25 protein-coding genes and 2 pseudogenes are annotated in these 23131 nt (G+C 65.8%); 11 read left to right on the forward strand and 16 right to left on the reverse strand.

Annotation, left to right across the window (positions count from 1 at the left end; genetic code table 11):
• A pseudogene (locus AO501_RS04760) lies at positions 1 to 631 on the forward strand (DUF222 domain-containing protein); the annotation flags it as partial.
• A 110-nt stretch (positions 632 to 741) separates the two neighbouring features.
• Complete coding sequence (locus AO501_RS04765; RefSeq protein ID WP_082658385.1) at positions 742 to 1053, forward strand: DUF4333 domain-containing protein; 312 nt, start codon at positions 742 to 744, stop codon at positions 1051 to 1053.
• On the opposite strand, the gene AO501_RS04770 is transcribed toward AO501_RS04765, so the two are convergent.
• From AO501_RS04770 to AO501_RS40600, 4 genes are read right to left on the reverse strand one after another with little or no spacing between them, the layout of a single operon-like run.
• The gene (locus tag AO501_RS04770) at positions 1046 to 1984 is read right to left on the reverse strand and encodes an NAD(P)H-dependent flavin oxidoreductase (protein ID WP_055576623.1); all 939 of its coding nucleotides are present in this window, start codon (positions 1982 to 1984) and stop codon (positions 1046 to 1048) included. The genes AO501_RS04765 and AO501_RS04770 overlap by 8 nt on opposite strands.
• Complete coding sequence (locus AO501_RS04775) at positions 1974 to 2378, reverse strand: NYN domain-containing protein (protein ID WP_055576624.1); 405 nt, start codon at positions 2376 to 2378, stop codon at positions 1974 to 1976. The genes AO501_RS04770 and AO501_RS04775 overlap by 11 nt, the downstream gene beginning before the upstream one ends.
• A gap of 32 nt (positions 2379 to 2410) precedes the next feature.
• Positions 2411 to 2668 carry a hypothetical protein gene (locus AO501_RS04780; RefSeq protein WP_055576625.1) on the reverse strand — a complete coding sequence of 86 codons (258 nt, stop codon included), beginning with the start codon at positions 2666 to 2668 and terminating at the stop codon, positions 2411 to 2413.
• A gap of 60 nt (positions 2669 to 2728) precedes the next feature.
• On the reverse strand, positions 2729 to 3379 hold the full coding sequence (locus AO501_RS40600) for a PE domain-containing protein (protein WP_269435164.1): 651 nt from the start codon (positions 3377 to 3379) through the stop codon (positions 2729 to 2731).
• Between the two features lie 299 nt (positions 3380 to 3678).
• Between AO501_RS40600 and AO501_RS04790 the strand changes: the two genes are divergently transcribed.
• From AO501_RS04790 to AO501_RS04800, 3 genes are read left to right on the forward strand one after another with little or no spacing between them, the layout of a single operon-like run.
• Complete coding sequence (locus AO501_RS04790; RefSeq protein ID WP_231752335.1) at positions 3679 to 4005, forward strand: PE family protein; 327 nt, start codon at positions 3679 to 3681, stop codon at positions 4003 to 4005.
• 32 nt (positions 4006 to 4037) lie between these two features.
• Positions 4038 to 5414, forward strand: coding sequence for a hypothetical protein (locus AO501_RS04795; RefSeq protein ID WP_055576628.1), 1377 nt, complete (start codon positions 4038 to 4040; stop codon positions 5412 to 5414).
• Position 5415: 1 nt separating this feature from the next.
• Complete coding sequence (locus tag AO501_RS04800; RefSeq protein ID WP_231752336.1) at positions 5416 to 8277, forward strand: RND family transporter; 2862 nt, start codon at positions 5416 to 5418, stop codon at positions 8275 to 8277.
• Here AO501_RS04800 and AO501_RS04805 read toward each other — a convergent pair.
• Together AO501_RS04805 and AO501_RS04810 are read right to left on the reverse strand one after the other, a co-directional pair.
• Positions 8266 to 8946, reverse strand: coding sequence for a response regulator (locus AO501_RS04805; protein ID WP_055576630.1), 681 nt, complete (start codon positions 8944 to 8946; stop codon positions 8266 to 8268). The two genes, AO501_RS04800 and AO501_RS04805, sit on opposite strands and share 12 nt — an antisense overlap.
• Positions 8928 to 10631, reverse strand: coding sequence for a sensor histidine kinase (locus AO501_RS04810; RefSeq protein ID WP_197419766.1), 1704 nt, complete (start codon positions 10629 to 10631; stop codon positions 8928 to 8930). The genes AO501_RS04805 and AO501_RS04810 overlap by 19 nt, the downstream gene beginning before the upstream one ends.
• Positions 10632 to 10727: 96 nt before the next feature.
• Between AO501_RS04810 and AO501_RS04815 the strand changes: the two genes are divergently transcribed.
• A complete protein-coding gene (locus AO501_RS04815; protein WP_055576631.1) occupies positions 10728 to 11633 on the forward strand; it encodes an NAD-dependent epimerase/dehydratase family protein in 906 nt (301 codons plus the stop codon).
• Between the two features lie 10 nt (positions 11634 to 11643).
• Here the strand turns inward: AO501_RS04815 and AO501_RS04820 are convergent.
• From AO501_RS04820 to AO501_RS04845, 6 genes and pseudogenes are all read right to left on the reverse strand, one after another.
• Positions 11644 to 12066, reverse strand: a pseudogene (locus AO501_RS04820) (SDR family oxidoreductase); the annotation flags it as partial.
• Positions 12067 to 12070: 4 nt separating this feature from the next.
• Positions 12071 to 12892: a hypothetical protein gene (locus tag AO501_RS04825; RefSeq protein ID WP_055576632.1), complete on the reverse strand. Its 822-nt coding sequence runs from the start codon at positions 12890 to 12892 to the stop codon at positions 12071 to 12073.
• 71 nt (positions 12893 to 12963) lie between these two features.
• Positions 12964 to 13233 carry a hypothetical protein gene (locus tag AO501_RS04830; RefSeq protein ID WP_055576633.1) on the reverse strand — a complete coding sequence of 90 codons (270 nt, stop codon included), beginning with the start codon at positions 13231 to 13233 and terminating at the stop codon, positions 12964 to 12966.
• Between the two features lie 90 nt (positions 13234 to 13323).
• Positions 13324 to 13743 carry a nitroreductase family deazaflavin-dependent oxidoreductase gene (locus tag AO501_RS04835; RefSeq protein WP_055576634.1) on the reverse strand — a complete coding sequence of 140 codons (420 nt, stop codon included), beginning with the start codon at positions 13741 to 13743 and terminating at the stop codon, positions 13324 to 13326.
• Positions 13736 to 15187, reverse strand: a complete 1452-nt coding sequence (locus AO501_RS04840; RefSeq protein WP_055576635.1) for an amino acid permease — start codon at positions 15185 to 15187, stop codon at positions 13736 to 13738. Before AO501_RS04840 ends, AO501_RS04835 begins: the two co-directional genes overlap by 8 nt.
• A gap of 143 nt (positions 15188 to 15330) precedes the next feature.
• The gene (locus AO501_RS04845) at positions 15331 to 15600 is read right to left on the reverse strand and encodes an EF-Tu/IF-2/RF-3 family GTPase (protein WP_055576717.1); all 270 of its coding nucleotides are present in this window, start codon (positions 15598 to 15600) and stop codon (positions 15331 to 15333) included.
• Between the two features lie 104 nt (positions 15601 to 15704).
• On the opposite strand from AO501_RS04845, the gene AO501_RS04850 reads away from it, so the two are divergent.
• A complete protein-coding gene (locus AO501_RS04850) occupies positions 15705 to 16073 on the forward strand; it encodes a hypothetical protein (protein WP_055576636.1) in 369 nt (122 codons plus the stop codon).
• 3 nt (positions 16074 to 16076) lie between these two features.
• Here the strand turns inward: AO501_RS04850 and AO501_RS04855 are convergent, their stop codons facing one another.
• Complete coding sequence (locus AO501_RS04855) at positions 16077 to 16982, reverse strand: haloalkane dehalogenase (protein ID WP_055576637.1); 906 nt, start codon at positions 16980 to 16982, stop codon at positions 16077 to 16079.
• Positions 16983 to 17067: 85 nt separating this feature from the next.
• Between AO501_RS04855 and AO501_RS04860 the strand changes: the two genes are divergently transcribed.
• Entirely contained in the window at positions 17068 to 17679 is a 612-nt protein-coding gene (locus AO501_RS04860; RefSeq protein WP_055576638.1) for a TetR/AcrR family transcriptional regulator, read from the forward strand.
• On the opposite strand, the gene AO501_RS04865 is transcribed toward AO501_RS04860, so the two are convergent.
• On the reverse strand, positions 17676 to 18686 hold the full coding sequence (locus AO501_RS04865) for an NADP-dependent oxidoreductase (RefSeq protein ID WP_055576639.1): 1011 nt from the start codon (positions 18684 to 18686) through the stop codon (positions 17676 to 17678). The two genes, AO501_RS04860 and AO501_RS04865, sit on opposite strands and share 4 nt — an antisense overlap.
• A gap of 44 nt (positions 18687 to 18730) precedes the next feature.
• On the opposite strand from AO501_RS04865, the gene AO501_RS04870 reads away from it, so the two are divergent.
• From AO501_RS04870 to AO501_RS04875, 3 genes are all read left to right on the forward strand, one after another.
• Entirely contained in the window at positions 18731 to 19576 is an 846-nt protein-coding gene (locus AO501_RS04870) for a class I SAM-dependent methyltransferase (RefSeq protein WP_055576640.1), read from the forward strand.
• Positions 19577 to 19744: 168 nt separating this feature from the next.
• Positions 19745 to 19951, forward strand: a complete 207-nt coding sequence (locus tag AO501_RS34835; protein ID WP_082658387.1) for a hypothetical protein — start codon at positions 19745 to 19747, stop codon at positions 19949 to 19951.
• A 143-nt stretch (positions 19952 to 20094) separates the two neighbouring features.
• The gene (locus AO501_RS04875) at positions 20095 to 21141 is read left to right on the forward strand and encodes a M48 family metallopeptidase (RefSeq protein ID WP_055576641.1); all 1047 of its coding nucleotides are present in this window, start codon (positions 20095 to 20097) and stop codon (positions 21139 to 21141) included.
• A gap of 7 nt (positions 21142 to 21148) precedes the next feature.
• On the opposite strand, the gene AO501_RS04880 is transcribed toward AO501_RS04875, so the two are convergent.
• Positions 21149 to 22294: a hypothetical protein gene (locus AO501_RS04880; RefSeq protein ID WP_055576642.1), complete on the reverse strand. Its 1146-nt coding sequence runs from the start codon at positions 22292 to 22294 to the stop codon at positions 21149 to 21151.
• A gap of 16 nt (positions 22295 to 22310) precedes the next feature.
• Positions 22311 to 23120 (reverse strand): glycoside hydrolase family 16 protein, encoded by an 810-nt coding sequence (locus tag AO501_RS04885; RefSeq protein ID WP_055576643.1) that lies wholly within the window; start codon positions 23118 to 23120, stop codon positions 22311 to 22313.
• Positions 23121 to 23131 lie beyond the last annotated feature (11 nt).

Genomic DNA, 23131 nt, shown 5'->3' on the forward strand with positions numbered 1-23131 from the left:
CCGGCATCCCCGACGGAGACACCGACACCCGCAGCCAACCCCAACGCAACCACGACGCCATCATCACCGCCATCCGCGAACTCTTCGCCACCGGAAACCTAGGCACCCACAACGGCCTACCCGTCAGCATCATCGTCACCACCACCCTCAAAGACCTCGAAGCCGGGGCCGGGCGAGCCCGCACCGCCGGCGGCACCCGCATCCCCCTGCCCACCCTGATCGGCTGGGCCGCCACCTCGCACCACTACCTCGCGGTCTTCGACGGCGCCAAACCCCTGGCCCTGTTCCACGCCAAGCGGTTTGCCAACCTCGCCCAGCGACTGATGCTGCTGGCCAAAGACGGCGGCTGCACCCGCCCGGGCTGCGACGTCCCCGGCTACCACGCCCAGGTGCACCATGCCAGCGGCTGGACAAACACCCACGTCACCGACATCCACGACCTCACCCTGGCCTGCGGCATCGATAACCGCCTCGCCGAAAAAGGCTGGACCACCCGCAAAACGCCAACAGCGACACCGAATGGCTCCCGCCCGCCCACTTGGACCACGGCCAACCGCGAATCAACACGTTCCACCACCCGGAAAAGCTGTTCGCCCCCGACCCCAACGAAGAAGACGACGAATCCGCTTGACCGTCCGCAGCAAGTCAGAACCCTGGGTTTACAGCTCAGGAACGTTCGCGTGCCGTGACTCCGCTACGCTCATCGCAACAACTCGCCGCCAATGCGAAGGAGATTCGCCGATGACAAGCATTTCCACCCGCGTGTCTGCAGGCCTGCTCGCTGGTCTGACGACACTCTCCTTGGCCGCGTGCAGCAGCAAGTCGACCATCAAACCTGAAGGGGCCGCACAATCGGTCGTCGACGTCGTCGCCAAGCGCAGCGGTTTCCGGCCGACGGACGTGAGCTGCCCGTCGGGAGTGGAAGCCAAAGTGGGCCAACAGTTCGACTGTCACTTCACCGGGCCCGAGGGCAAGCCCTACACCGCGCACATGCGAGTCATCAAGGTTGACGGCGAGCAGGTGCTGTACGACGTCGACTCCCGACCTAGTTAGGCAGCCGGTCGGCAGTGGCGGCCAACACCTCGCGGCACCCCGCCCACATCCGCGCGATGATGTCGGCGGCCGGCGGAAGATCGTCGATACGTCCGGCCACCTGACCGGTATTTGCCACGCTGGCGTCCATGTCTCCGTCGAAGTAGAGCCGCTGCACCCGTTCTAGCGCCGCACCGCCCTCCTCGAAAGACCCTGCAGCATCAAGCTTTTCAGCGGCAGCTGTCCGGATCACCCGCATCATCCGCCTACCGTCGAGGGGCAGTAGCACCGTACCCGTCTCGTCGGCGCTGACCACCGCCTGCTTGAGGTTGCCGTGCACCGGCGAGTCCGCGGAGGCCAGCAAGCGGGTGCCCATCTGAACCCCGTCAGCGCCGAGCACCAACGCGGCGGCCATCGATCGGGCGTCGCAGATGCCGCCCGCCGCCACGATCGGCACGTTGACATGTGCTGCCACCAACGGCAATAGCACCATCGTCGAGGCGCCGAAGCGATTCTTGAACCCGCCTCCCTCAACCCCTTCGACCACCACGCCGTCCACGCCGGCGTCCACGGCCTTCCTCGCGGCCGCCAACGTGCCGACCACATGAAAAACGGTGATGCCGGCGTCATGCAGTCGCGCGGTGAACAGCCCCGGGTCGCCGGCCGACGTGGTGACGAAGCGAATATGGTTGGCAACCAATAGATCTATGACCGCCGGGTCGCGATTGAAGAGCAGCGCGATGTTGGCTCCGACGGGCCGGTCGGTCAGTTCGTGCACCCGCTGCACATCGGCACGGCCCTGATCCGAGGTGGTCTCGATGATGCCGAGCGCCCCGGCGTTGGACACCGCCGCCGCCAGTTGCGCACCGGCAATGTAGGTCATCGGCGCCTGAATGATCGGGATGTCGATACCCGCCAGCGCACACAACCGGTTGGTCTGATCAATCGGCATGGGGCCCTCCACGTTTGGTGTCCCGCGGGTCGATCAGGTCGCGGAAACCCTCAGCGCGGATCACCGACGCGCCAAGGCACCGGACCCGCTCGGTCAGCGCTCTGTCTGATGTCACGACCCGGATGTCACTGGGCCGAGGATCGGCTCGGACCAACCGGACGATCTCGTCATCCGCTGAATTGGCCGCAGCCCTGGGCGCGTACGTCACCTCGATCGTCGACGAGCCGATCGGTGTCGACGGCGGGCGCTCGAACACCACCGTGACGGCTGCCTGCTGAGCCTGAGCCCACCGGTCCAGCCTGTCCGCCAGTACCACCATGGCCCGCTGGCGATCTTTCCACCAGCCGTCCGGACGACTCCCGATCACATTCATCCCGTCGACGATCCACCGCACACCTCACGGTACGACTCTCGATACGGCGAAGCTCAGAACCACCGACGCCGACGGGTGGTCCTGGTGTAGTTCTGAGCGCTCTCTTCCAGAGCCCCCAGCGCGTTGATGATTTCCAGTTGCGACAGGATCATCAGGCCGTTCAGTTGCTTGAGCCGTTCGGGATTGGCGGCAACCGACTCCTCGTCGTCGACGTAGATGAGCAGAAAATCCCGCAGCGCCTGACTGCCCTTCATCCGCTCGGGGACCTTCATCTGCCGCAGGACAGTGGCCATCTCGGGCTCGTCGGTCACAACAGCGCTCCTTCACGTCGAGTGTCACGCGTTAGCGTAGATCCCTCGACGGAGAAAAAGTCAGAGCAGCCGCTGCCCGGCCTGGTCGTCTTCGCCGTCGCGCTGACGCTCATCGTGGTCGTCCGCGGGTGCGGTAGACGACGCCAGACTCGCTTTCGAGGCGCCGCCGGATGCGCCGGCGCCACTCATCCCGCTGCCCAGCGGGGCTGCGCCGCTCATCGCTGAGGAGCCGGCGTTGGCGACCGCGGACGTCGTCGCCGGCGACGCCGCCTCAGCCGCTAATCCGGCTACCACGGGATTGCTCGCCGCCGCGCCGAGTTCGCTCTGCAACGCCGCGGCACCCAGGCCACCACCGCCGATGCTGGCCGCGCTTGCCGACCCGAACCGCGACATGGTGGCGGTGCTGAACGCCAGCGCACCCGCCGCCGAATCGTCGGATTCGCCGTACATTCGCGCGATGTCGGTCAACGTGCTCCCGGCCCGCATCAGTTCTTCCTGAGCCGCGGCGTTTGAGGCGAGCATCGTGGCGGCCTCCTGCGCGAACGCCATGACCGCCTGCATCGAGACCTCTTCGCCTCCCGCAGGTATCAGTCCCGACAACACCGACATGGCCGCCGTCGAACCGGCGCTGACGCCCTGGCTGCCCATGTCGACCAGTTGCGAACCGATGTCGCCCGCGGCCGGATCGTGGGACATGGAATCCATTGCCATCTGCGTGCTGCTCCTGTGTTTGTGCGCGGCTACCGGGCGAACCCGCCCGTCCAGCCGCGCTGGACAACACCTCAATTCTAAGGTCCCCAGGGGGCCCTCGAAGCACTTTCTGAAGCGGCCGCACCAACGATGAGCACAATGCGCAAAAGCACGAAATCGTCGCTTACTCCGACTATCGCCCACAACGGCGACACGGCGGCCATCGCGCCCTAGGTTCGCTCTCAACAACGCCGTTCATCACGCGAAATGCGGTCGCTCATCCGGCACCGCACACCCCAGGAGAACAACAGATGCAACCCATGACATTCGATCCGGTGGTCGGCGACATCGGCGCACAGGTGGTGCAGCTCGGAATCAGCAGCCTGCAGGCCGGAGAGCACGCGCAACTGTCGATCACCGGCCTGGCACCCGCTGGCGCCGACGACGTATCAATGCAGGCCGTGGCCGCTTTCCACCAGGAAGCAGCGTCGATGCTGGAGTTGCACAGAGCCGCTCAGGAAGAACTGGTGCGCACCGGCACGGCTTTCACACAGATCGCGCAGACCTACACCGACGCCGACCGGTCGGCGGCTGATTCCCTGGTTATCAATGCGCTTCCGATGTCGAATCCGTGGGCCGGCGAATAAACCCCACATTTCCCAAAAACAAGGAGCCACAAATGCGCAGCCATTGCAATTCCGGCGAAACCGTCGACAACGTTATTGATCTCGCTGACCAAGCCATGTTCCTGGGGGAGCAGGCCACCGGAGCCACCGGCCTCCTGCAGTGCGCGTGGGTCTACCACCGCACGATCGACCTCGATGGACTGCGGACGTTCCATCAGCATCTGCAGCACGGCCGCCTGCGGCGCAGCATCGAACGCTCGCCTTTGCCGTTCGGGCGCCATCGGTGGGTGACTCCCCGGCACTTCTCGGACATCGAGATCGTGGCGGCCGCCCGGCCACGTGCGGAGTTCGATGCCTGGCTCGTCGAGCAGGCTCACACTCCTCTGGACGCCGAACACGGTCCGCCGTGGCATCTGGCGGTGCTTCCGTTCGCCGAGGGCGGCGCCGGTGTGAGCCTGGTGCTCTCCCATTGCCTGGCCGACGGCTTGGGGTTGTGCGAAGCGCTGGCCGACGCCGCTTCCGGCCGCGACGACGCCATCCGCTGGCCCGCGGCCCGGTCACGCCGGCGTTCGCAGGTTCTGCGCGCCGACGTTCGGCAAACGGCCCGCGACCTTCCTGCCTCCGGCCGAGCCGTCGGCGCTGTCGCACGGTTAGCGTGGCGGGAACGCGGCACCGCCGGGCCGGCGTCAACGGGGCGGCCCGTCAAGGACGAACCGATCGCGATGCCGATGACGACGGTGTTCCTCGATGGCGACGAGTGGGATGCCCGCGCCAAGGCCATCGGCGGCACCACCAACACGCTGTTCGCCGCGGTGGCGGCCCGGCTTGCGCAGCGGGTGGGACGGGTGGCCGCGGACGGTTCACTGGTGCTGGCCATGCCCGTCAACGAGCGAATCCCTGGCGACACCCGGGCAAACGCAGTGACCAATGCCGACATCGTCGTCCCGCGGGTGCCTCCCGCGAACGACCTGCGCGAGATGCGGTCGACGATCAAGGAAGCGCTGATCCGCCACAACGAGGTTCCCAACGAGCGATGGGCCCTGATGCCGTTGGTACCCTTCCTGCCGAAACGACTGGTCAAGAAGTTGGTCGGGGTCGCCGCCGGTACCCCGAGCACCGTCGTCACATCCAACGTCGGTGCCATGGACCCCGCGGTCACCTACGCCGACGGCACCCCGGCCGACTGCTTCGCCATTATGTCGTTGTTCCCTGGTGTGACGACATCGATGATGAACAGCACCGGCGGACGACTTGCGTTGGCTTCCGGACGAGTGCACGGTCGGCTGTTCATCTCGGTGCTTGCCTACCAGCCCGACCGGCTCAATTCGAATGACGTTCTGCGACAGGATGTTCTGGGAACACTGCAGGAGTTCGCCCTGACCGCCAGCTGCGACTGGCCACACCCCGGGCCAGTCGATGAGGCCGCCTAGCATGACAGTGCTGGGCCGGATACTGGTGCGCGCGCCGTGGCTGGTGATCGGCGCCTGGCTCGCTGGACTCGCCGTGTTGCTCGTGGCGTTCCCACCCCTGACCCAGGTGGTGGAAAGCCGCACGGTACAGCCACTTCCACCCAAGGCGATGGCCGCGGCGGAGCAGATGGCCAGAGATTTCGGCGAATCCGCACAGAACACCCTGGTGGTAGTGCTCACCGACGAGCGCGGCCTACAACCCGCCGACGACGGTGCGTACCGCAAGCTGGCGGCCGTGTTGCGCGACGACACCGCCGACGTCACCGCCGTGCAGGACATGTACAGCGCTCCTGCCCTTCGCCAGGTCATGGTCAGCCCGGATCACAAGGCCTTCTTCCTGGCGGTGACGTTGCGTGCGCCGACCGGCTCTCCGCAATCCTCACAGGCATACCAACGGATTACGCGAATCGCCAAGCAAGCCGGCGCAGGTACATCGCTGAGCGCCGATGTGACCGGACAGCCAGCCGTGCTCGGCGATCTGTCGATCGTCACCGAGCACGACATGCATCTGATCGAGATCGCCACCGCGCTACTGGTGCTGACCATTCTGTTGGTGATCTACCGGCGTCCCGTCACCGTGCTGCTGCCGCTGGTCACCATTGGGATCTCGGTGGTCTGCGCACAGCGGGTCGTGTCCGGCCTGAGCGAAATCGGCCTGGGAGTCTCGGCGCTCACGATCGTCATGATGACCGCGGTGATCGCCGGTGCCGGAACCGATTACGCCGTCTTTCTGATCAGCCGGTATCACGAGCACCTGCGGTCCGGTATGGACTCCGATGTCGCCGTTACCACTGCGTTGACTTCGATCGGAAAGGTCATCGCCGCCTCGGCAGCCACCGTCGCAGTCACATTCTTCTCCATGGTCTTCACCCGACTGCCGGCTTTCACATGTGTCGGCCCGGCTCTTGCGGTTTCGATTGTGGTGTCGTTCGGCGCCGCCGTCACGCTGCTGCCCGCCATCCTGGTGCTGGCAGGCCGGCGAGGATGGGTGGCGTCGCGGCGCCCCCTGACCGACCGGTTGTGGCGCCGCTCGGCTGCGCAGATCGTTCGGCGGCCCAAAGTCCATCTTGTGGTGAGCCTTTCGGTTCTCGTCGCGTTGGCCGCCTGCGTGACGCTGCTGCGCCCGACCTTCGACGACCGTTCCCAGCTGCCTGCATCGGCGGAGAGCAACCGCGGCTTCGCGGCCATGGAACGTCACTTCGGCGCGAGCACACTACTGCCGCAGTACATTTACGTGCATTCGCCCCGGGACCTGCGTAACCCGCAAGCACTGGCCGACCTCGAGCAGATGGCGCAACGGGTGTCTGCACTACCGGACATCGCCGCGGTCCGGGGCATCACCCGGCCCACCGGAGCCCCCCTCACCCAGGCGGAGCTGAGCTTCCAGGCAGGCGAGGTCGGCACCAGACTGCAGACCGTGTCGACCCAGATCTCGAACCACAACACCGATCTCACTGCCTTGAGCACCGGCGCTGACGAGCTTGCAAACAATCTGGCCCGGGTCCGTGATCAGGTTCAGGCTGCCGAAGGGCCGGCGACCGCACTCTCCAGCACGCTGAGCCAGGCTCAGCAACAACTCGACGTCGCCGCCGGACTCTTGAGGACGCTGCGCGGACTGATCAATTCCGGGCCTGGTACCGAGTCGCTGACCGGAGTGCTGGACGCGACCGGTCCGATGCTGGACGCGCTGAACAACAGCGCTCAGTGCGACGCCGACAGCCGCTGCCGCAGCGGACGCCGCCAGCTTGAGCAGCTCGTCACCGCCCACAACAGCGGAACGGCGAAACAGACCGTTCCGGTGCTGCAGCAGTTGCAGGCTGCCCTGGACCGGCTGAGCGCCCTGCTGACCCAGGCAACCGGCCCGGTCGGCATCCAGCGCGACATCACCCGGCTACAGGACGGCGCCGGCGCGCTGGCCGCCGGCAGCCAGCGCTTGGCCGTGGGCGTGCGCACACTGGTCGATCAGACCAGGCAGATGGGCATGGGGATGAACCAGGCCGCCGATCTGCTGCTGTCGATGAAGCACGATGCCGTACGACCCTCGATGGCCGGCATGTACATCCCGCCTGCAGTGCTGGCCTCGCCGGATTTCAAGAACGCCGCCAGAATGTTCATCTCGCCCGACGGGCATTCGGTGCGCTACCTCGTCGAGTCGAAGTTCGCGCCGTTCAGCGCCGCGGCCATGGATCAGGACACCGCGATCCTCAACGCGGCCCGTAGCGAGCAGCACGGCACTTCCCTCGCCGACGCCGCGATCTCGGTGGCCGGCACCACCGCGATGTACGCCACGACACGCAGCTACTACCACGGCGACATCCGGCTGGTCGTCATCGTGACGCTGCTGGTGGTGTTCCTGATCCTGGTCGCGGTATTGCGTGCAGTCGTCGCGCCGCTGTACCTCATTGCCTCCGTGGTGATTTCGTACTTGTCAGCGGTCGGTCTGGGTGTGGTGTTCTTCCAGTTCGTCTGCCACCAACCCCTGTATTGGAATGTGTCAGCGATCGCCTTCATCATGCTGGTCGCGGTGGGCGCCGACTACAACCTGCTGCTGATCACCCGGATCAAGGAAGAGTCGAGCGTCGGTGTCCGCTCCGGCATCATCCGGGCCGTCCGCTCCACCGGGGGAGTGATCACCTCGGCCGGGGTCATCTTCGCCGCTTCGATGTTCGGGCTGCTGTTCGGCAGCATTTCGATCATGGTGCAGACCGGATTCATCATCGGCATGGGACTGCTGATCGACACGTTCGTGGTGCGTACCGTCACGGTGCCCGCTCTGGCTGCGATCATCGGGAAAGCGAACTGGTGGCCGCGATCAACGCCGTGACCGCGCTGCCGGATCACCCGCGGTGAACTCCTGTTCCGGCCGGCCCGTCGTCCCGTACCGCAAACCAACGCTGACCTCCCCGGTGGTGGCCAGCGACGCCAGGTACCGCTGCGCCGTCGCCCGCGATATTCCAATGGCACCGGCCACCTCGGCCGCCGACATCGGCGCCTCCGACGCGTGTAACGCCTGCAACACCAGTTTCTTGGTCGGCGAGGCGACCGTGGTGGGGGACTGAACCGCAACGACTTTCGGGCGCAGCGCATCCAGCGCCGAGTCCACGTCGGCGGCGCTGAGGTTCGGGCCGGAGAGTATCTTCCGGTAGCGCGCGTAGCCCGAAAGCCGGGCGGCCAATTCGGTAGTCGCGAACGGCTTGACCAGATAGCTGACAGCACCCGCGGCCATGGCGGCCCGGACGGTGTCGGCTTCGGTTGCCGCCGTCAAAACCATGCTGTCACAACGCAATTCACGGACGAAGTCGATGCCGGATCCGTCGGGCAGGTAGACATCGACCAGTGCCAGGTCCACGGCCGCGGCCCGGCGCGCGGCGGCAAGGGTGTTGGCGGTGGCGACCACTGTGAAACCCGGCATTGCATCGACGATGCCGGCGTGCATGTTGGCGACGCGGAAATCGTCGTCGACTACCAGCACAGTCAGGTCTGTTCCACCCATTGCTCCTCCTCAGTCATCACACCCGGCAGGCGGGCGATGAACTCCGCACCCACCAGCCCCCGTTGCGCGGCGGGGTTACCCGGGCTCGACAACCGGAGCTCACCGCCCAGCGCTCGGCTGATCTGGCGCGATAAGGCAAGTCCGATGCCGCGCCCACCGGGTATGCCGGAATCGGGCTTGGTGGTGGTGCCCTCGGTGAACAACTGCTCGACGAACTCGGGTGCGACGCCGTCACCGCTGTCGGCCACAGTCACATGCAAGGTCGAACCCTCCTGCAGGAGTTCGATTTCCACCTCCTTGGTGGGACTCCCACCGGTCCGGGCGGCGTCGATCGCGTTGTCGAGCAGATTGCCCACGACGGTGGTGACATCTACGGGCAGCTCGAGTCTGCCGGACACCCAGGTGTTTTCGCCGATCTTCAGCGTCACGCCGGCTTCCCGGGCGGCCGCGGCCTTGGCCCCCAGAAACGCCTGCAGATGGTTGTCGTGAATGGAATCGATGCCCGGCAGGGCCGAACCGAGTGGACCGGACCCGAGCAGCTCCTCCAGGTACTGCAGTCCCTCCTCGACGTGCCCGGTGTGCAGTAACCCGTTCAACAGGTGCAACCGGTTGGCGAATTCATGACGCTGGGCACGCAAGGCAGTGCTCATCACCTGCACGGCGTCGAGTTGCCTGGTCAATGACTCGACATCGGTGCGGTCGCGCACCACCAGCACGGTGCCCAGCGGGCGGCCTTCGCGCTGCACTTTGCGGGCCGAGACGACGACGATGCGCTGGCCGACGGTGGCCAGTGCCGGCGCCGAATCGGCAGCGTGGAACACATCGAGAACCCTTGGTGTCAAACCGATTTCGTCGACGCGCCCGCCGAGCTCGGTGCCGATCTCCAGTAACCGGCAGGCTTCGTCGTTGACGAAGGTGATGCGTCCGACCTCATCTGCCGCCAGCACACCTTCACCGATGCCGTGTAACACCGCAGCCTGAGTGCGGACCAGTTCGGCCATCTCGGCCGGCCGCAAGCCCAAGGTCATCCCTCGCCACCGCCGGGCCAGCGCTACCGACCCCACCACGCCGATCAGCAGCGCCGCGCCGCCCAGTGGCGCCAGCACCCGCAGATTCTGGGAGAACTGTTCGTCGAACTCCTTCGTCGAGATGCCGACGCTGACCATGCCCAGCACCCGGTTCGTCCCCGGTTCCACCACCGGCACCTTCGCAACGATCGACCGCCCCAGCGTGCCCGACTGGTGGACCACCTCCTCCTGACCGCTGAGGGCTTTCGAGGGATCCGTGCTGACCCGCAGGCCCAATTCGTCGCGGCGGGGATGAGCGAGCCGGATTCCCTGTGTGTTGGTGATGACGACGAACAGCACATGAGTGCGCTGTTCGACGCGGGAGGCCACCGACTGAAGTGGCCCGGTGGCGAGTTCGTTGGTCAGTGCGGGCGGCGCGGTCACGGTCGGGGTCAGCGGGATGTCCTCATAGCGCCCGATGTTGTTCAGTACGGTCGGCGAAGACGCTACGACGCGGGCGATATCCATTGCGTGCACGCCGTATTGCAGATCCAGCCGATGACGGTTGAACTCGGCGAACAACCCGAAAGCCACGATCAGTGTGAGTGTGACCACGACCAGTTGCAGCAACAGCACCCGGCTGGCAAGCCGCAGGTCAATGCGACCCCGGGTGGGCATGCAGGGACCCTACCACGGGGGTATGAGCAGAATGCGCAAAACCGTCAGCAGCAGCTGCCGGACATTGCGACGGCAGGGCATGGTTACCATCGGCGCATGCGCGACTCGAAGATCCTGATTACCGGGGTGACCGGACAGGTTGCCACCCCGGTTGCCACCGCACTGGCGGCCGACAACGAAGTCTGGGGCGTCGCCCGATTCACCGACGCCGCGGCGCGTACCGCTCTCGAGCAAGCGGGCGTGCGCTGCGAGACGGTCAATCTGGCCGGCGGGGATTTCCGCGGCTTGCCGTCCGACTTCGACTATGTCCTCAACCTCGCGGTCGCCAAGAGCGGCAAGTGGGACAAAGACCTGGCGGCCAACGCCGACGCGGTAGGTCTTCTGATGGCGCACTGTCGTGGCGCACAGGCCTTTCTGCACTGCTCCTCAGCGGCCGTCTACGATCCGCCCGACGATGAAATCCGTTCTGAGAGCAGCGCACTGGGGGACAACCACAAGCCGTTGTTCCCCACCTACTCGATCTCGAAGATCGCCGGGGAAGCCGTCGCCCGTTCGGTGTCGCGCGTGCTGGGAGTACCCACCACGATCGCCCGGCTCAATGTTCCCTACGGCGACAACGGGGGATGGATGTTCTACCACATGGAGATGATGCTCGCTGGGATCCCGATCCCGGTGCCGCCCGGTGATCCGGCTCGCTACAACCCGATCCACCAGGACGACATCATCGCCACCATCCCCAAACTGCTTGCGGTGGCCTCGGTTCCGGCGACGACGGTCAACTGGGCCGGAGACCAGGTGGTCAGCATTCAGGAATGGTGCGCCTACCTCGGCACGCTGATCGGTCGCGAGCCGGTGTTCGACGAGAGCCCGCAGTCGCTGCGCGGCAACCCCGTCGAGGTGAGCCGGCTGCATCAACTCATCGGTACCGGCAGCACTGTCGACTGGCGAGACGGGTTGCGCCGGATGGCCGCCAAGTTCCACCCCGAACTCGTCAGTGCCTGATCTCTGATCGTCACATCACCGCGCCGCCGTTGACGCCGAGCACCTGGCCGGTGATGAAACCCGCCTCGTCCGAGCACCGAAACCCGGCCGCAGCCGCGATAACGTCGGGAGAACCCATGTGGCCCAACGGTATAAGCGTCGCCAGCTTTTCGGGCGAGCCGAGCCGGCCCGCCGCCTGCGACTGTCGTGACATCGGCGTGTCAATACTCGACGGCGGCACATTGTTGACGGTGATCCCGTGCGGCGCATATTCGTTGGCGAGCGACTTGGTGAGCGTGATGACCCCGCCCTTGGCCGCCGCATCGTGAGCCATGCGCGGTGATCCCCGTTGCGCGCTCGACGACGAGATCATCACGATCGGTCCCCACCGGGCGGCATCCATGTCCGGCAACGCGACCTGACAACAGTGGAAGGTTCCGGTCAGGTTGATGTCGCCATCAACCGCCTCCCCGATAGACCGATGCGACCCACGGCTGCGTACACAGCTGCTGTTGGGCAACCGCCGGGTCTATCCCGGCGGCCTGCAGCGCGGCCGTCCGTTGCGCCTTGGCCCCGGGCGGATCGTCGTCCTCGCTCACCGCGCACAGCACATCGCCGTTGCGCACCCAGGCTCGAGACTCATCGCCCGGAGCTCCGGCCGCCTGGGTGTCCAGCACCGCAACGGTCACCAACTTGTCGTCAGCCCAGCGGTACAGGGTCACGGTTCCCGACGCGGCACTGGAATGCGCGTAGTTTCCGAAGAAACCCTCGGTCGTCCGGTAGAAGTGCCGGAAGCCGAACATCTCGCCGGCGTGTACAAACCGGGTGCGTGAGGCGTTCAATCGCCACACCGCCATCGGTTCACCGCCGGTCCCGCCGCGGCCGGTGACCACCAGCAACACCGGTGTTCCACTGCCGTCGACGTCCTGCAGCAGCGGCGCAACCCCGGTTTGACCCACTTCGGTGGTGGGCTCCTGGAACTGCTGGAGGAGGTTGTCCCGGTTTCGCAGCGTGAACGACCAGGCCGGATCGCTGGACACGTCGAGGGTCAGGTCGTCGATCGCAAGCACACAGCGCACGTGCTGATCCGCGAGTTTCGGTTGCCCGGCAAGATGCAACGTGTCGCACGCTACCTGTTGTGCCACAACGGAATTAGTGGTGGTAGACGCACTCGGTGCCGACTGCTGCGAACTGGCGCAACCGCCGAGACCGATCGTCAGTGCTGCGACCAAAGCCGGCCAGACAACTCGTGCCGGCACCCCGAAACGGCTGATCCCCATCCCGGGAGCCTAACGCCCCTCAAACGACGAATGGTCCCGATGACTCGGGACCATTCGATTGCCTCAGCTCGTCAGAGTCGTTCGGCCTCGGCGCCTTTGTGGTAGCGGGTCAGGAAACCAACCGCCCCAACCGCCGCTGCAGCGCCGATCACAAGCGTGAAGACGATGGTCACCACCATGGTGGGTGCGAACGCGCCGAACGCCGCGGAGATGAAGAGCATCCAGACCAACCGGAAGAGGGAACCGGCGGCCGTCAGCGCCAGGCTGACGCCGATCCACAGGCTCCACTGCCGGTCAACACGGTTGATCTGTTCCTGGATGCCGGCGGGGACGATGTTCATGTGCAGTGTTCCTTTCGTGGCGCGCCGCCTCGGTGGCGTCGTCGTTGCACGAAGTACACAGCCGCCGCACTGCTACCGATCCCAAAAACCTCAGACGCGCTGCAGTTCGATGACCGGAATCACCCGGTCGGTCTTGGACTGGTAACCACCGAACCCCGGCGCCTGCTCGACGATCCGCGGGTACACGGCGTCGCGCTCGTCGTCCGGCAGTTCGCGGGCCCGTACGTCGTAGGCGTCGGTTCCGATTTCGATGTGTGCGACCGGGTTGGCGCGCAGGTTGTGCAGCCAGGCGGGGTCGACGTCGGCGCCGGCGTAGGAGCCGACGATCAGCAGTTTCCCGTCGAAGTCGAATGTCATCACCGGGTTGATGCGCTCCTTGCCCGACTTGGCGCCCGTGGTGTGCAGCAGCAACAAGGTGGCCCCTTCGAACGGACCACCGACCTTTCCGCCGTTGGCGCGAAACTCCTCGATAATCTCGGAATTTCCAGAAACATCAGGACGATCAGCCATACTCGGGCACTCCTGTCTGCGGGTGGTTCATCTCAGCTTGAAACATCCGATATTGCTCGGCGCGCCCGGGGCGTTTCCGGACCACCAGCCAACCCGCCGCCAGCAGCAGGAACCACGCCGGGAACCAGGCCAGCGCCACCGCGGTTTCCCGATCGGTCGACAGCGTCCAGATGACGAATCCGAAGAACGCCAGGATCGCCCAGCACATCACGACGCCGCCCGGCATCCGGTAGTGCGAATCGGCGTGGCGCCCTGGATGCCGGCGGCGGTAAACCAGGTAACTGATGACGATCATCGTCCACACGAACATGAACAACAGCGACGCGACCGTGGTGATGACCGTGAAGACACCGATCACCGAGACACCCGAATAGAGCAGTGGAACCGAGATCAACAGCAGGGGAGCGGTCAGCAGGACGGCAGACCCCGGCACACCGGAGCGGTTGAGCCGGCGAAACAACGACGGAGCACTGCCCTCGTCGGCCAGCCCGAACAGCATCCGGCCGGTGGAGAAAACCCCCGAATTCGCCGACGAGGCCGCCGAGGTGATCACCACGAAGTTCACCAGTGACGCCGCGGCACCGAGGCCGGCCAGAGCGAACATCGTCACGAACGGAGACTCGCCGCCGGCGAAGTGCCGCCAGGGCACGACGGCCAGGATCGCCAGCAGTGCGCCGATGTAGAAGATCGCCACCCGCATCGGGACGGCGTTGATGGCACGCGGCAGAGTGCGGTGCGGATCAGCGGTCTCCGCCGCGGCGGTGCCGACGAGTTCCACACCCACGAAGGCGAAGAACGCGATCTGAAAGCCACCGACCATTCCCCTCAAACCGGTCGCGAAGAAGCCGCCGTCCTGCCACAGGTTCCCCAGCGCCGCGCGGTCGCCGTGCGGGGAGACGAAGCCGGTTGCCACCAGGGCGATGCCGACCACGATCAGTCCCAGGATCGCCGCGACCTTGATCAACGAGAACCAGAACTCGATCTCCCCGAAGTTGCGCACGCTGAACACGTTGAAGGCCAACACCAGCAGCACCGTCACCAGCGCCGGGATCCAGTCGGGAAGGTCCGGCCACCAGTACTTGGAATAGCCGACGATTGCCACGATCTCGGCGATCCCGGTGACCACCCAGGCGAACCAGTAGGACCATCCGACAAAGAAACCAGCTGCGGGCCCCAGCAAGTCGGCCGCGAAATCGACGAACGACTTGTAGTTCAGATTCGACAGCAGCAATTCACCCATCGCGCGCAACACGAAAAAGACGAAGAATCCGATGACCGCGTAGACCACCAGGACCGCCGGCCCTGCCTGGGTGATCGTGCGTCCCGACCCCATGAAAAGGCCGGTGCCGATCGCGCCGCCGATCGCGATCAGCTGGATCTGGCGGTTCGAGAGGTCGCGATGCAGGTGCCGGACGGCGGCTGCGTCGTGCTCGTCAGCCGACATCGGGGCGCACCATGGTCACGACCTTAGGTGCAACGTCCCTGCGCTGCCGGTGTTTTCGCGGGATGAGGCCGAGTCAGGGCGGATCAGCCAACAGCCGGCCATCGGGATGTGCGCAATGCTGTTGAAACAGTTGATCATTCATGCTAGGCGAGATACACACCGCCGGACGTGAGCACGTCACCCGCGGCCAGATCGGTCTTCGCGAGCTTGCGGAACAGGATCCCGATGTTATCGCCGGTCGCAGCCGTATCAAGCTTCTTGCGGAACGCCTCGATCGCATCGACCCGCACTGACGGCCCGTCGTTGATCCGGACCTCATCGCCGACACTCAGTTGCCCGTACTCGACCCGGCCGGTCGCCACGGTCCCACGTCCCTTGATCGAGAACACATCCTGAACGGTCATGCGGAACATGAGGGCACCGTAATCCATCGGTGCGCGAATTCCTACCAGTTGCCCGGCGGATTATCCAACTCACCTTGGCAACAACTGAATTCACGGTCCCGTACGCTGAGCGCGTGAGTTGGTTCGAGCGAGTCAGAAGAGCCGGCGCGGGCCAGCGGGTCACGCGTGCCGACAGGCAACAGGCGGCCGATACGCTGGCCGAGCTCACCGCGATCAACGCCGAGCGGGAGCGGCTGCTGCGCGACGGGTTAGCGGGCGTCGCCACCATCGTGGGCATCCGCGAGAACGTCGCGACCACCTCGTTGGGCCGTTGGCACGAACTGGAACTTGACGTTCAACTGTCCGGCCAGGACCCATACCGTGCCACCCGTCGGGTCGCCCTGGAACTTTCGTCTGCGCCGCACATCGCGATCGACGCGCAAGTGCCGATACGTGTCGATCCCCGAGACTATTCCAAGGTTCTCGTCGTCGCGCCGCTCTAGCCCCTACGCGCTGTTCACGGCGAGCCGGGAGAGCAGTACGTCCGCGAGTTGCTCACCGCGGTCCTCCTGCAGGAAGTGCGCCGCGCCCTCGATGCGCACCTGCTCACCCGCGGTGGGGATCAGGTCGCAGAACAGCTGGCCCGCCCTGGGATAGGGGAAAACCGGGTCGGAATCCGAAAAGGCAACCACCGCAGGCTTATTCCAACGCGACAGCTCGTCACTGACCGCCTGCATCCGGTCCGCGCCCGGCGCATCCTCGGTGATCGGAACAAGCAGGGGGAACTGCGCCGCGCCGGCTTTGGACTCCGCGGTCGGGAAGGGCGCGTCATAAGCCGCGACGACATCTTCGGAGAGTTGCGTCGTGGTCGCGCCCTGGATGACGAAGCCGACCGGCAGATCCGGGTTCTTCTCGGCGAAGTTGCGCCACGCCATGAAGCCCTTGGAGACATGGCCGGTGAACAGTCCGGTGTTCATGATCATCAGGGCGCCTACCCGGTCGGCGTTCTCGGTTGCCCATCGCAGACCGATCGGGCCGCCCCAGTCCTGGACGACGGCCGTTGCGCCGTGTAGGTCAAGGGCACCCAGGAGCCGGGCGATCAATTCGCTGTGCCGGTCGAAGGTGTACCACCGTCGGTCGGTCGGCTTGTCGGAGCGGCCGAAGCCGACCAGGTCGGGCACGATCACCCGATGCCCGGCCGCGACGAGCGGCGGCAGCATCTTGCGATAGAGGTAGGCCCAACTGGGTTCACCGTGGAAACACACCACCGGCGTGCCCTCGCGAGGACCTTCGTCCAGATAATGCATCCGCAACCCGTCGACCTCCAGGTAGTTCGGCGCAAAGCCATACCCCGGCAAGTCCGTGAAACGAGAGTCGGGAGTACGGAAGACTTCTGGGGTGCTCGGGCTCATTGCCGGGATCTCCGTTCATTCTGCGGGCCGGATCTCAACGTAAGTATTTTTGACCGACCAGTCAACTATCAATTATGATCGAATCATGCCGCGTACCTCGGACGCCCGCGACCGCATTGTGTCGACGGCGGCCCGCCTGTTCCTGGAGCGCAGTTACCACGACGTCGGAGTCGAGGAATTGTGCGCTGTGGCCGACGTCCGCAAAGGCAGCTTCTATCACTACTTCTCATCCAAAGCGGATCTGGCGAATGCGGTCGTCGACCTGCACCTGGCGGTATTCCAGGCTCGGTTGGCGAGCACTTCGGGGACAACGGCGGCCGAGCGGCTCGCGGCAATCCCGGAGGCCATCGCCGGTATCCAGTCGGGACTGCACAGCCAGTTCGGCCGGTTCGTCGGGTGTCCTTTCGGCAACCTCGCCGCGGAACTGTCAACCACCGACGAGGCGGTGCGCAGCCACCTGGCCGCCCGCTTGGCCGCCCTCGAGGAACATCTCGCGACCATCTGCCGAGATGCCGCCGCCGACGGCACGCTGCGCGCCGACGTCGACCCGAACCGACTGGCCCATGCCCTGTTCGCGCACTACCAGGGGTTGATCCTGCTCGCGAAACTGCACGGCTCGACCATTGCCGACCTGGCGCCGGCGCTGCACGAATTCATCGCGGGTCACCTGAGCCACCCCGCCGGTGACCGGTCCTAGGTGACCTTCACCATCAACTTGCCGACGTTCTTACCGTCGAACAGCATGTTGATGGCCGTCGGCAGCTGCTCAAAACCTTCGACCACGGTTTCCAGCGGCTTGAGTTTGCCCTCGCCGATCAGGCCGGCGATCTCGCCGATAGCCTCCGGTGCGCGGCCGAAGTGGTCGAGCACGATGAACCCCCGCACCGTGGCGCGCTGAATCAGCAGGTTACCGAACGCGCGTGGCCCGGGCGGCGGGTCGGCCTCGTTGTAACCGGAGATCAGACCGCAGAGCGCAACGCGCGCATTGATGTTCAGGCGGGCGAAGATCGCGTCCATGATGTCGCCACCGACGTTCTCGAAGTCGACGTCAATGCCGTTGGGAGTGGCCGCGACCAATTGGGCGTGCCAGTCCGGGGCCTTGTGGTCGACGGCCGCGTCGAAGCCGAGTTGCTCGGTCAGCAGCGCACACTTCTCGGGGCCGCCGGCGATCCCGACAACGCGGGCGCCGTCCGCCTTGGCCAGCTGGCCGGCCACCGAACCGACCGCTCCGGCCGCGGCCGACACCACAACCGTCTCGCCCGGCTTGGGCTTCCCGATGTCGCGGATGCCGATCCATGCGGTCAGTCCCGTCATGCCCAGCGCACCCATGTAGGCGCTGGGCGAGACGCCCTCGGCGACCTGGACCGGCATCAGTGGGTTCTGATCGGATGCCACCACGTATTCCTGCCAGCCGAGCAAGCCCTGCACCGTCTGGCCGACCGGGTAATTGGGATTGTTCGACGCGACCACTTCGCCGATACCACCCGCGCGCATGACCTCGCCGATTCCGACCGGGGGGAGGTAAGTCGGCGCCTCGGTGATCCACATGCGGTTGGTCGGGTCCAGTGAGATCCAGTCGACGCGGACCAACGCCTCCCCGTCGGCGATCTCGGGGATCGGCTCCTCGCTGAGTTCGAATGTGCTGGGCCCGATGCGTCCGGTCGGACGTTCATGCAGGAGAAAGCGGCGGTTTCGGTCAGCCATGAGCGAACCGTACCCCTGTCGGTGGCCGGTGCTATAACGCAGGTATGGCCGGCACCAACCACGTCATCACTCATGTTTCCGATACCGCGCGGTGGACGGCGTTGCACCGGGCGACCGAGTCAGCACGCCCGGACGCGCTCTTCAAGGACCCGCTCGCCGAGCGGCTGGCGGGCGAGCAGGGACACGCGATCGTCGCCCGGGTGCCACGGTCGACGCGCAACGGCTGGTGGCTGGTCGCGCGCACGAAGATCATCGACGACGCCATTCTGCAGGCGATCGGCGACGGGTGTGACCGGGTGCTGAACCTGGCCGCCGGCCTGGACACCCGCCCTTACCGATTGCCGCTGCCGGCCGATCTCACCTGGGTGGAGGCGGACCTGCCACAGCTGCTGGAGGAGAAGACGCGTCTGCTCGCCGAGCAGGAACCGCGATGCCGGTTGACCCGGACCGCTGTCGACCTCGCCGACCCGAGTGCTCGCGACACCTTCTTCAACGAAGCGCTGGACGGAGCCACCAAGGCGCTGGTGCTCACCGAAGGACTGCTGATGTATCTCGAAGAGGGTGACGTCGCCGCACTTTCGGGCGCACTCAACCGACCCGAGGTGGCCTGGTGGATGCTGGATTTCGCGGGACCCGGCCTCAAGCAGATGATGAACCGCAAGATGGACGGACTGCTGCAGAATGCGCCGTTCAAATTCGCGCCGGAGAACGGGCTCGCGTATTTCGAAAGCCTTGGCTGGCAGGTCGTCGAGGCTGAATCGCTCTTCGCCGCCGCCCGCCGTTTCCATCGCTTGCCGATGTTGATGCGCGCCGCCGCCTGGCTACCTCAGCCCGATCCGCGGCGGCCCGGCCGCAAACCGTGGAGCGCGGTCGCGCTGCTGGCTCGGTGAGCCGGTGTCGGCCATATGTGACGCAGGTCATGGCCCGGTTGCGAATTCACGGCAAATTCTCACCTTGGGACACGGTTAGGTCACAGTTTTGCTGGGCATCCTCAGGAACAGAGCGTCAAACCACATGGTTGTAGCTTTTGCGCAGTAATCGGAGAGGAGTTGACAATCGTGGCGAATGAATCAGAGGCGAACGTAATTTATCTCCAATCCCACCCGAAGTGGACGGCAGCACACCGGCGAGAACGTCAGCTCCAAGAGGCGATGCGCCGGCACCCCGCCTATATCGCCAGGCAGCGTGCCGCGGCCATGGGCGGTTCGGTCTCTACCGACCACCGCGGCTTCGGCCGGTACTCCACCGCCGACGCTCCCGCTTAACGTTTTCGCACGACAAACGGTTTATTCAGCTCCTGACCCGATCGCGAATCACCCGCACGCACCCCCACGGCGTGCGGTTGTTTTGCTGCCATATTTTCTGAGCGCGGTCGCCTTATCCTGAAACGGACAATGAGGGGACCGACATGTCTCAAACACCTGCCACCACGCGGGCCGTCTTCCCGGAGATCAGTTCACGGGCGTGGGAGCATCCGGCCGACCGGACCGCCCTGTCTGCGCTACGCCGGCTCAAGGGGTTCGACCAGATTCTGAAGCTCTTGTCCGGCATGCTGCGCGAGCGCCAACACCGCTTGTTGTATCTGGCCAGCGGTGCGCGGGTGGGCCCGCGCCAGTTCGCCGACCTCGATGCGCTGCTCGAGGAGTGCGTCGACGTACTCGATGCGCCGGAAAAGCCGGAACTCTTCGTGACGCAGTCACCGATTGCCAATGCCTACACGATCGGCATGGACCAGCCGTTCATCGTCATCACCTCCGGTCTGTATGACCTGATGACCCATGACGAGATGCGCTTCGTGGTAGGGCACGAACTCGGCCACGCGCTGTCCGGCCACGCCGTATACCGCACGATGATGATGCACCTCATGCGGTTGGCGGACTCATTCGGATTCATGCCGATCGGTGGTTGGGCTTTGCGCGCGATCGTGGCGGCGCTGCTGGAATGGCAGCGCAAGTCAGAGTTGTCGGGTGACCGCGCCGGGCTGTTGTGCTGTCAGGATCTGGACACCGCGATAAGGGTGGAGATGAAGCTCGCGGGCGGAAGCCGATTGGACAAGCTGGACTCGCAGGCGTTCCTCGCTCAAGCTCGCGAGTACGAACGGTCCGGGGACATGCGCGACGGGGTGCTCAAGCTGCTCAATCTGGAGCTCCAGACTCATCCGTTCTCGGTGCTGCGGGCCGCGGCGCTGACGCAGTGGGTGGATACCGGCGGCTACGCCAGGGTGATGTCGGGGGACTACCCGCGACGAGCCGACGACGATGGCGCATCCTTCGTGGACGACCTCAGCGAAGCCGCGCGCCACTACAAGGACGGTTTCGATCAATCCGACGACCCGCTGATCAAGAGCATGCGCGACGGGCTCGGCGGGATAGTCGACGGGGTGGGACGCGCAGCGACGAACGCGGCCGACTCCCTGGGACGCAAGATCAGCGAGTGGCGGCAGAGACCCGAATAGCTTTCGGCTAGTGCGGCGGGCTGGTGTCGACGTCCGCCGGGTCAGCGACCCAGGCCGCGAAGACGGGAACGCCGGCCCACGGATCGCGCCGGCTCCGACCGGGCCGCTTGCCGACGCTGGCGACCACCGCGTACGGATGCCCGAAGCGCAGCACCGCGGTGCGCGAAAGACCCGTCGGCATCATCGCGCTGCGTAGCGCGACCGCGGTGACCGCGGCCGCCTCGAAACCCCACCGGTTATAGCGCGCGACCGCCGACTGGCGGGCCTGCATGTCCGGCGCCGCCGGCAGCGCTTCGGACAGCGCTCGTCCCAACGCGCCGAAGCCAAGTTCCGGATGGGCCGTGAGGTCGTGGTCTGAGGACGCCTGCCAGGCGGGCAGCACCACCCGCACCTGATCCCCACCCGGTCGCCGGTCCTCGGTGATCGTCCAGAACGGACCGTCGCCCAGCGGAAGGTCGGACAGTTTGCGCCGTCGCGGCGTCGAGCCGGTGGCCTGCGAGATATCGTGTGCGGCCGCAAGAACCGACGCGGCGGGGACGCTTTCGCGCGCGATCACCGACGTCACCTGCAGGCAGTCACCGCCGACGGCGGTGTGCACCGCAACAGTGCCCAGCCCTGCGACGTCGGTGAAGTACCCGTCGGCACCGCTGAGCGCCTCGGCGACCTGGTCGCTCCAGGGGGACCGCAACTCGGCGGCTCCGGTGACGTCGTAGGGCCGCAGCCAGGCGATGCAGGTGGCCAGCACGCTGGCCAGCACCGCCGTCATCTCCGAAACGTCCACCGGAAAGCGGTCGATCATGCCGTCGGTGTGGTGGGCCGCCCACGCGTCGGCTTGCGCCTGGGTCGGAACCGGACCAGTTTCCACCGCGGCGGGCAGTTCGCCCGGCCAGGCGGGCAAGCCCCACACGGCCAGTGCGCTGCGAATGACTTCCGGTGGATCGCTGAGCAACTCGTCCAGTGCCCGTCGCGCACGCTTGACGTCGACGCCCAGCACGTTCTCGAGGTCGTGGCGGACCGATCCGCTGGCCAGCGGTGCCGCCAGAGCGAGTAACAGCCAGGCGCCCAGCGGCGAGGACACCGAGTGCCGACCGGCGTGCAACCGGCAGAAACGCTGGGCGTAACGCGTGATCAGCGGCCCTGGGGCGGCATTCATGCCCGAACTGTAGTAGCTACCAGACCCGCACGTAGTCGACGAGCATCTGCGCGGGATAGTGCCCCGGTCCGGGGTCACCGCCACCGGAACCGGCGACCGCCAGGTTCAGAATCGGGAAGACCTGGTAGCCGGGGTTGTTGAACGGCCAGTCCGGCAGCGAGTTGGCCGCCACGGTGAAATACGGTTGCGCGCCGTCGGTGTAGTCCTGCCAGAAGCGCATTCCGGCGTCGTCCCACTGGACCCGCCAGGTGTGCCAAGCGCTGTCCAGGGCGAGGTTGTGGGTCTTCCACTCCGAGCCGTTGGCTTTCGCGTGGACGGTGGTTGCCGACGGCCAACTGCCGTTGCCGTACCACTCGACGATGTCGATTTCGCCCTGGGCGTCGCTGGACAGCCAGAACGCGGGCCAGGCGCCGGGGGTCAGGCAGTCGAACTTGATGCGGGCTTCCCAGGTGTGTCCGATGCCGCCCTGCCACGGGCTGAAGACCTTGCCGCCGTAGTAGGTGGGGCCGTCCTTGGCGGCGCGGATGACGAGGTTGGAGTTTCCGTCGATGAAGACGTTCTGCCGGTCGTCACGGTATTGGCCGACGTGTTCGGGCAGTTCCCAGTAGGTCGGGTCCTTGATCGTCTCGCGAGCCTTGGACACCGTCCATTTCGCCGGATCAGGCGCGGAGCCCGCCGGTCCGTCGAATTCGTCGTGGAATATGTACGGGCCTGTTGCACCGCTGGGAGCTGCCTGGGCCTTCGGAGCGGGGGCCGCCCCGAGTGCGGCCGCACCAGTCATCAGGCCCGCCATCAAGAGCATGCGGCGACGATCAATCTCGAGCATTAGCAAGGCAC

It is taken from the genome of Mycobacterium gordonae, assembly GCF_001417955.2.
In the GTDB taxonomy this organism is placed as follows: domain Bacteria; phylum Actinomycetota; class Actinomycetes; order Mycobacteriales; family Mycobacteriaceae; genus Mycobacterium; species Mycobacterium gordonae_B.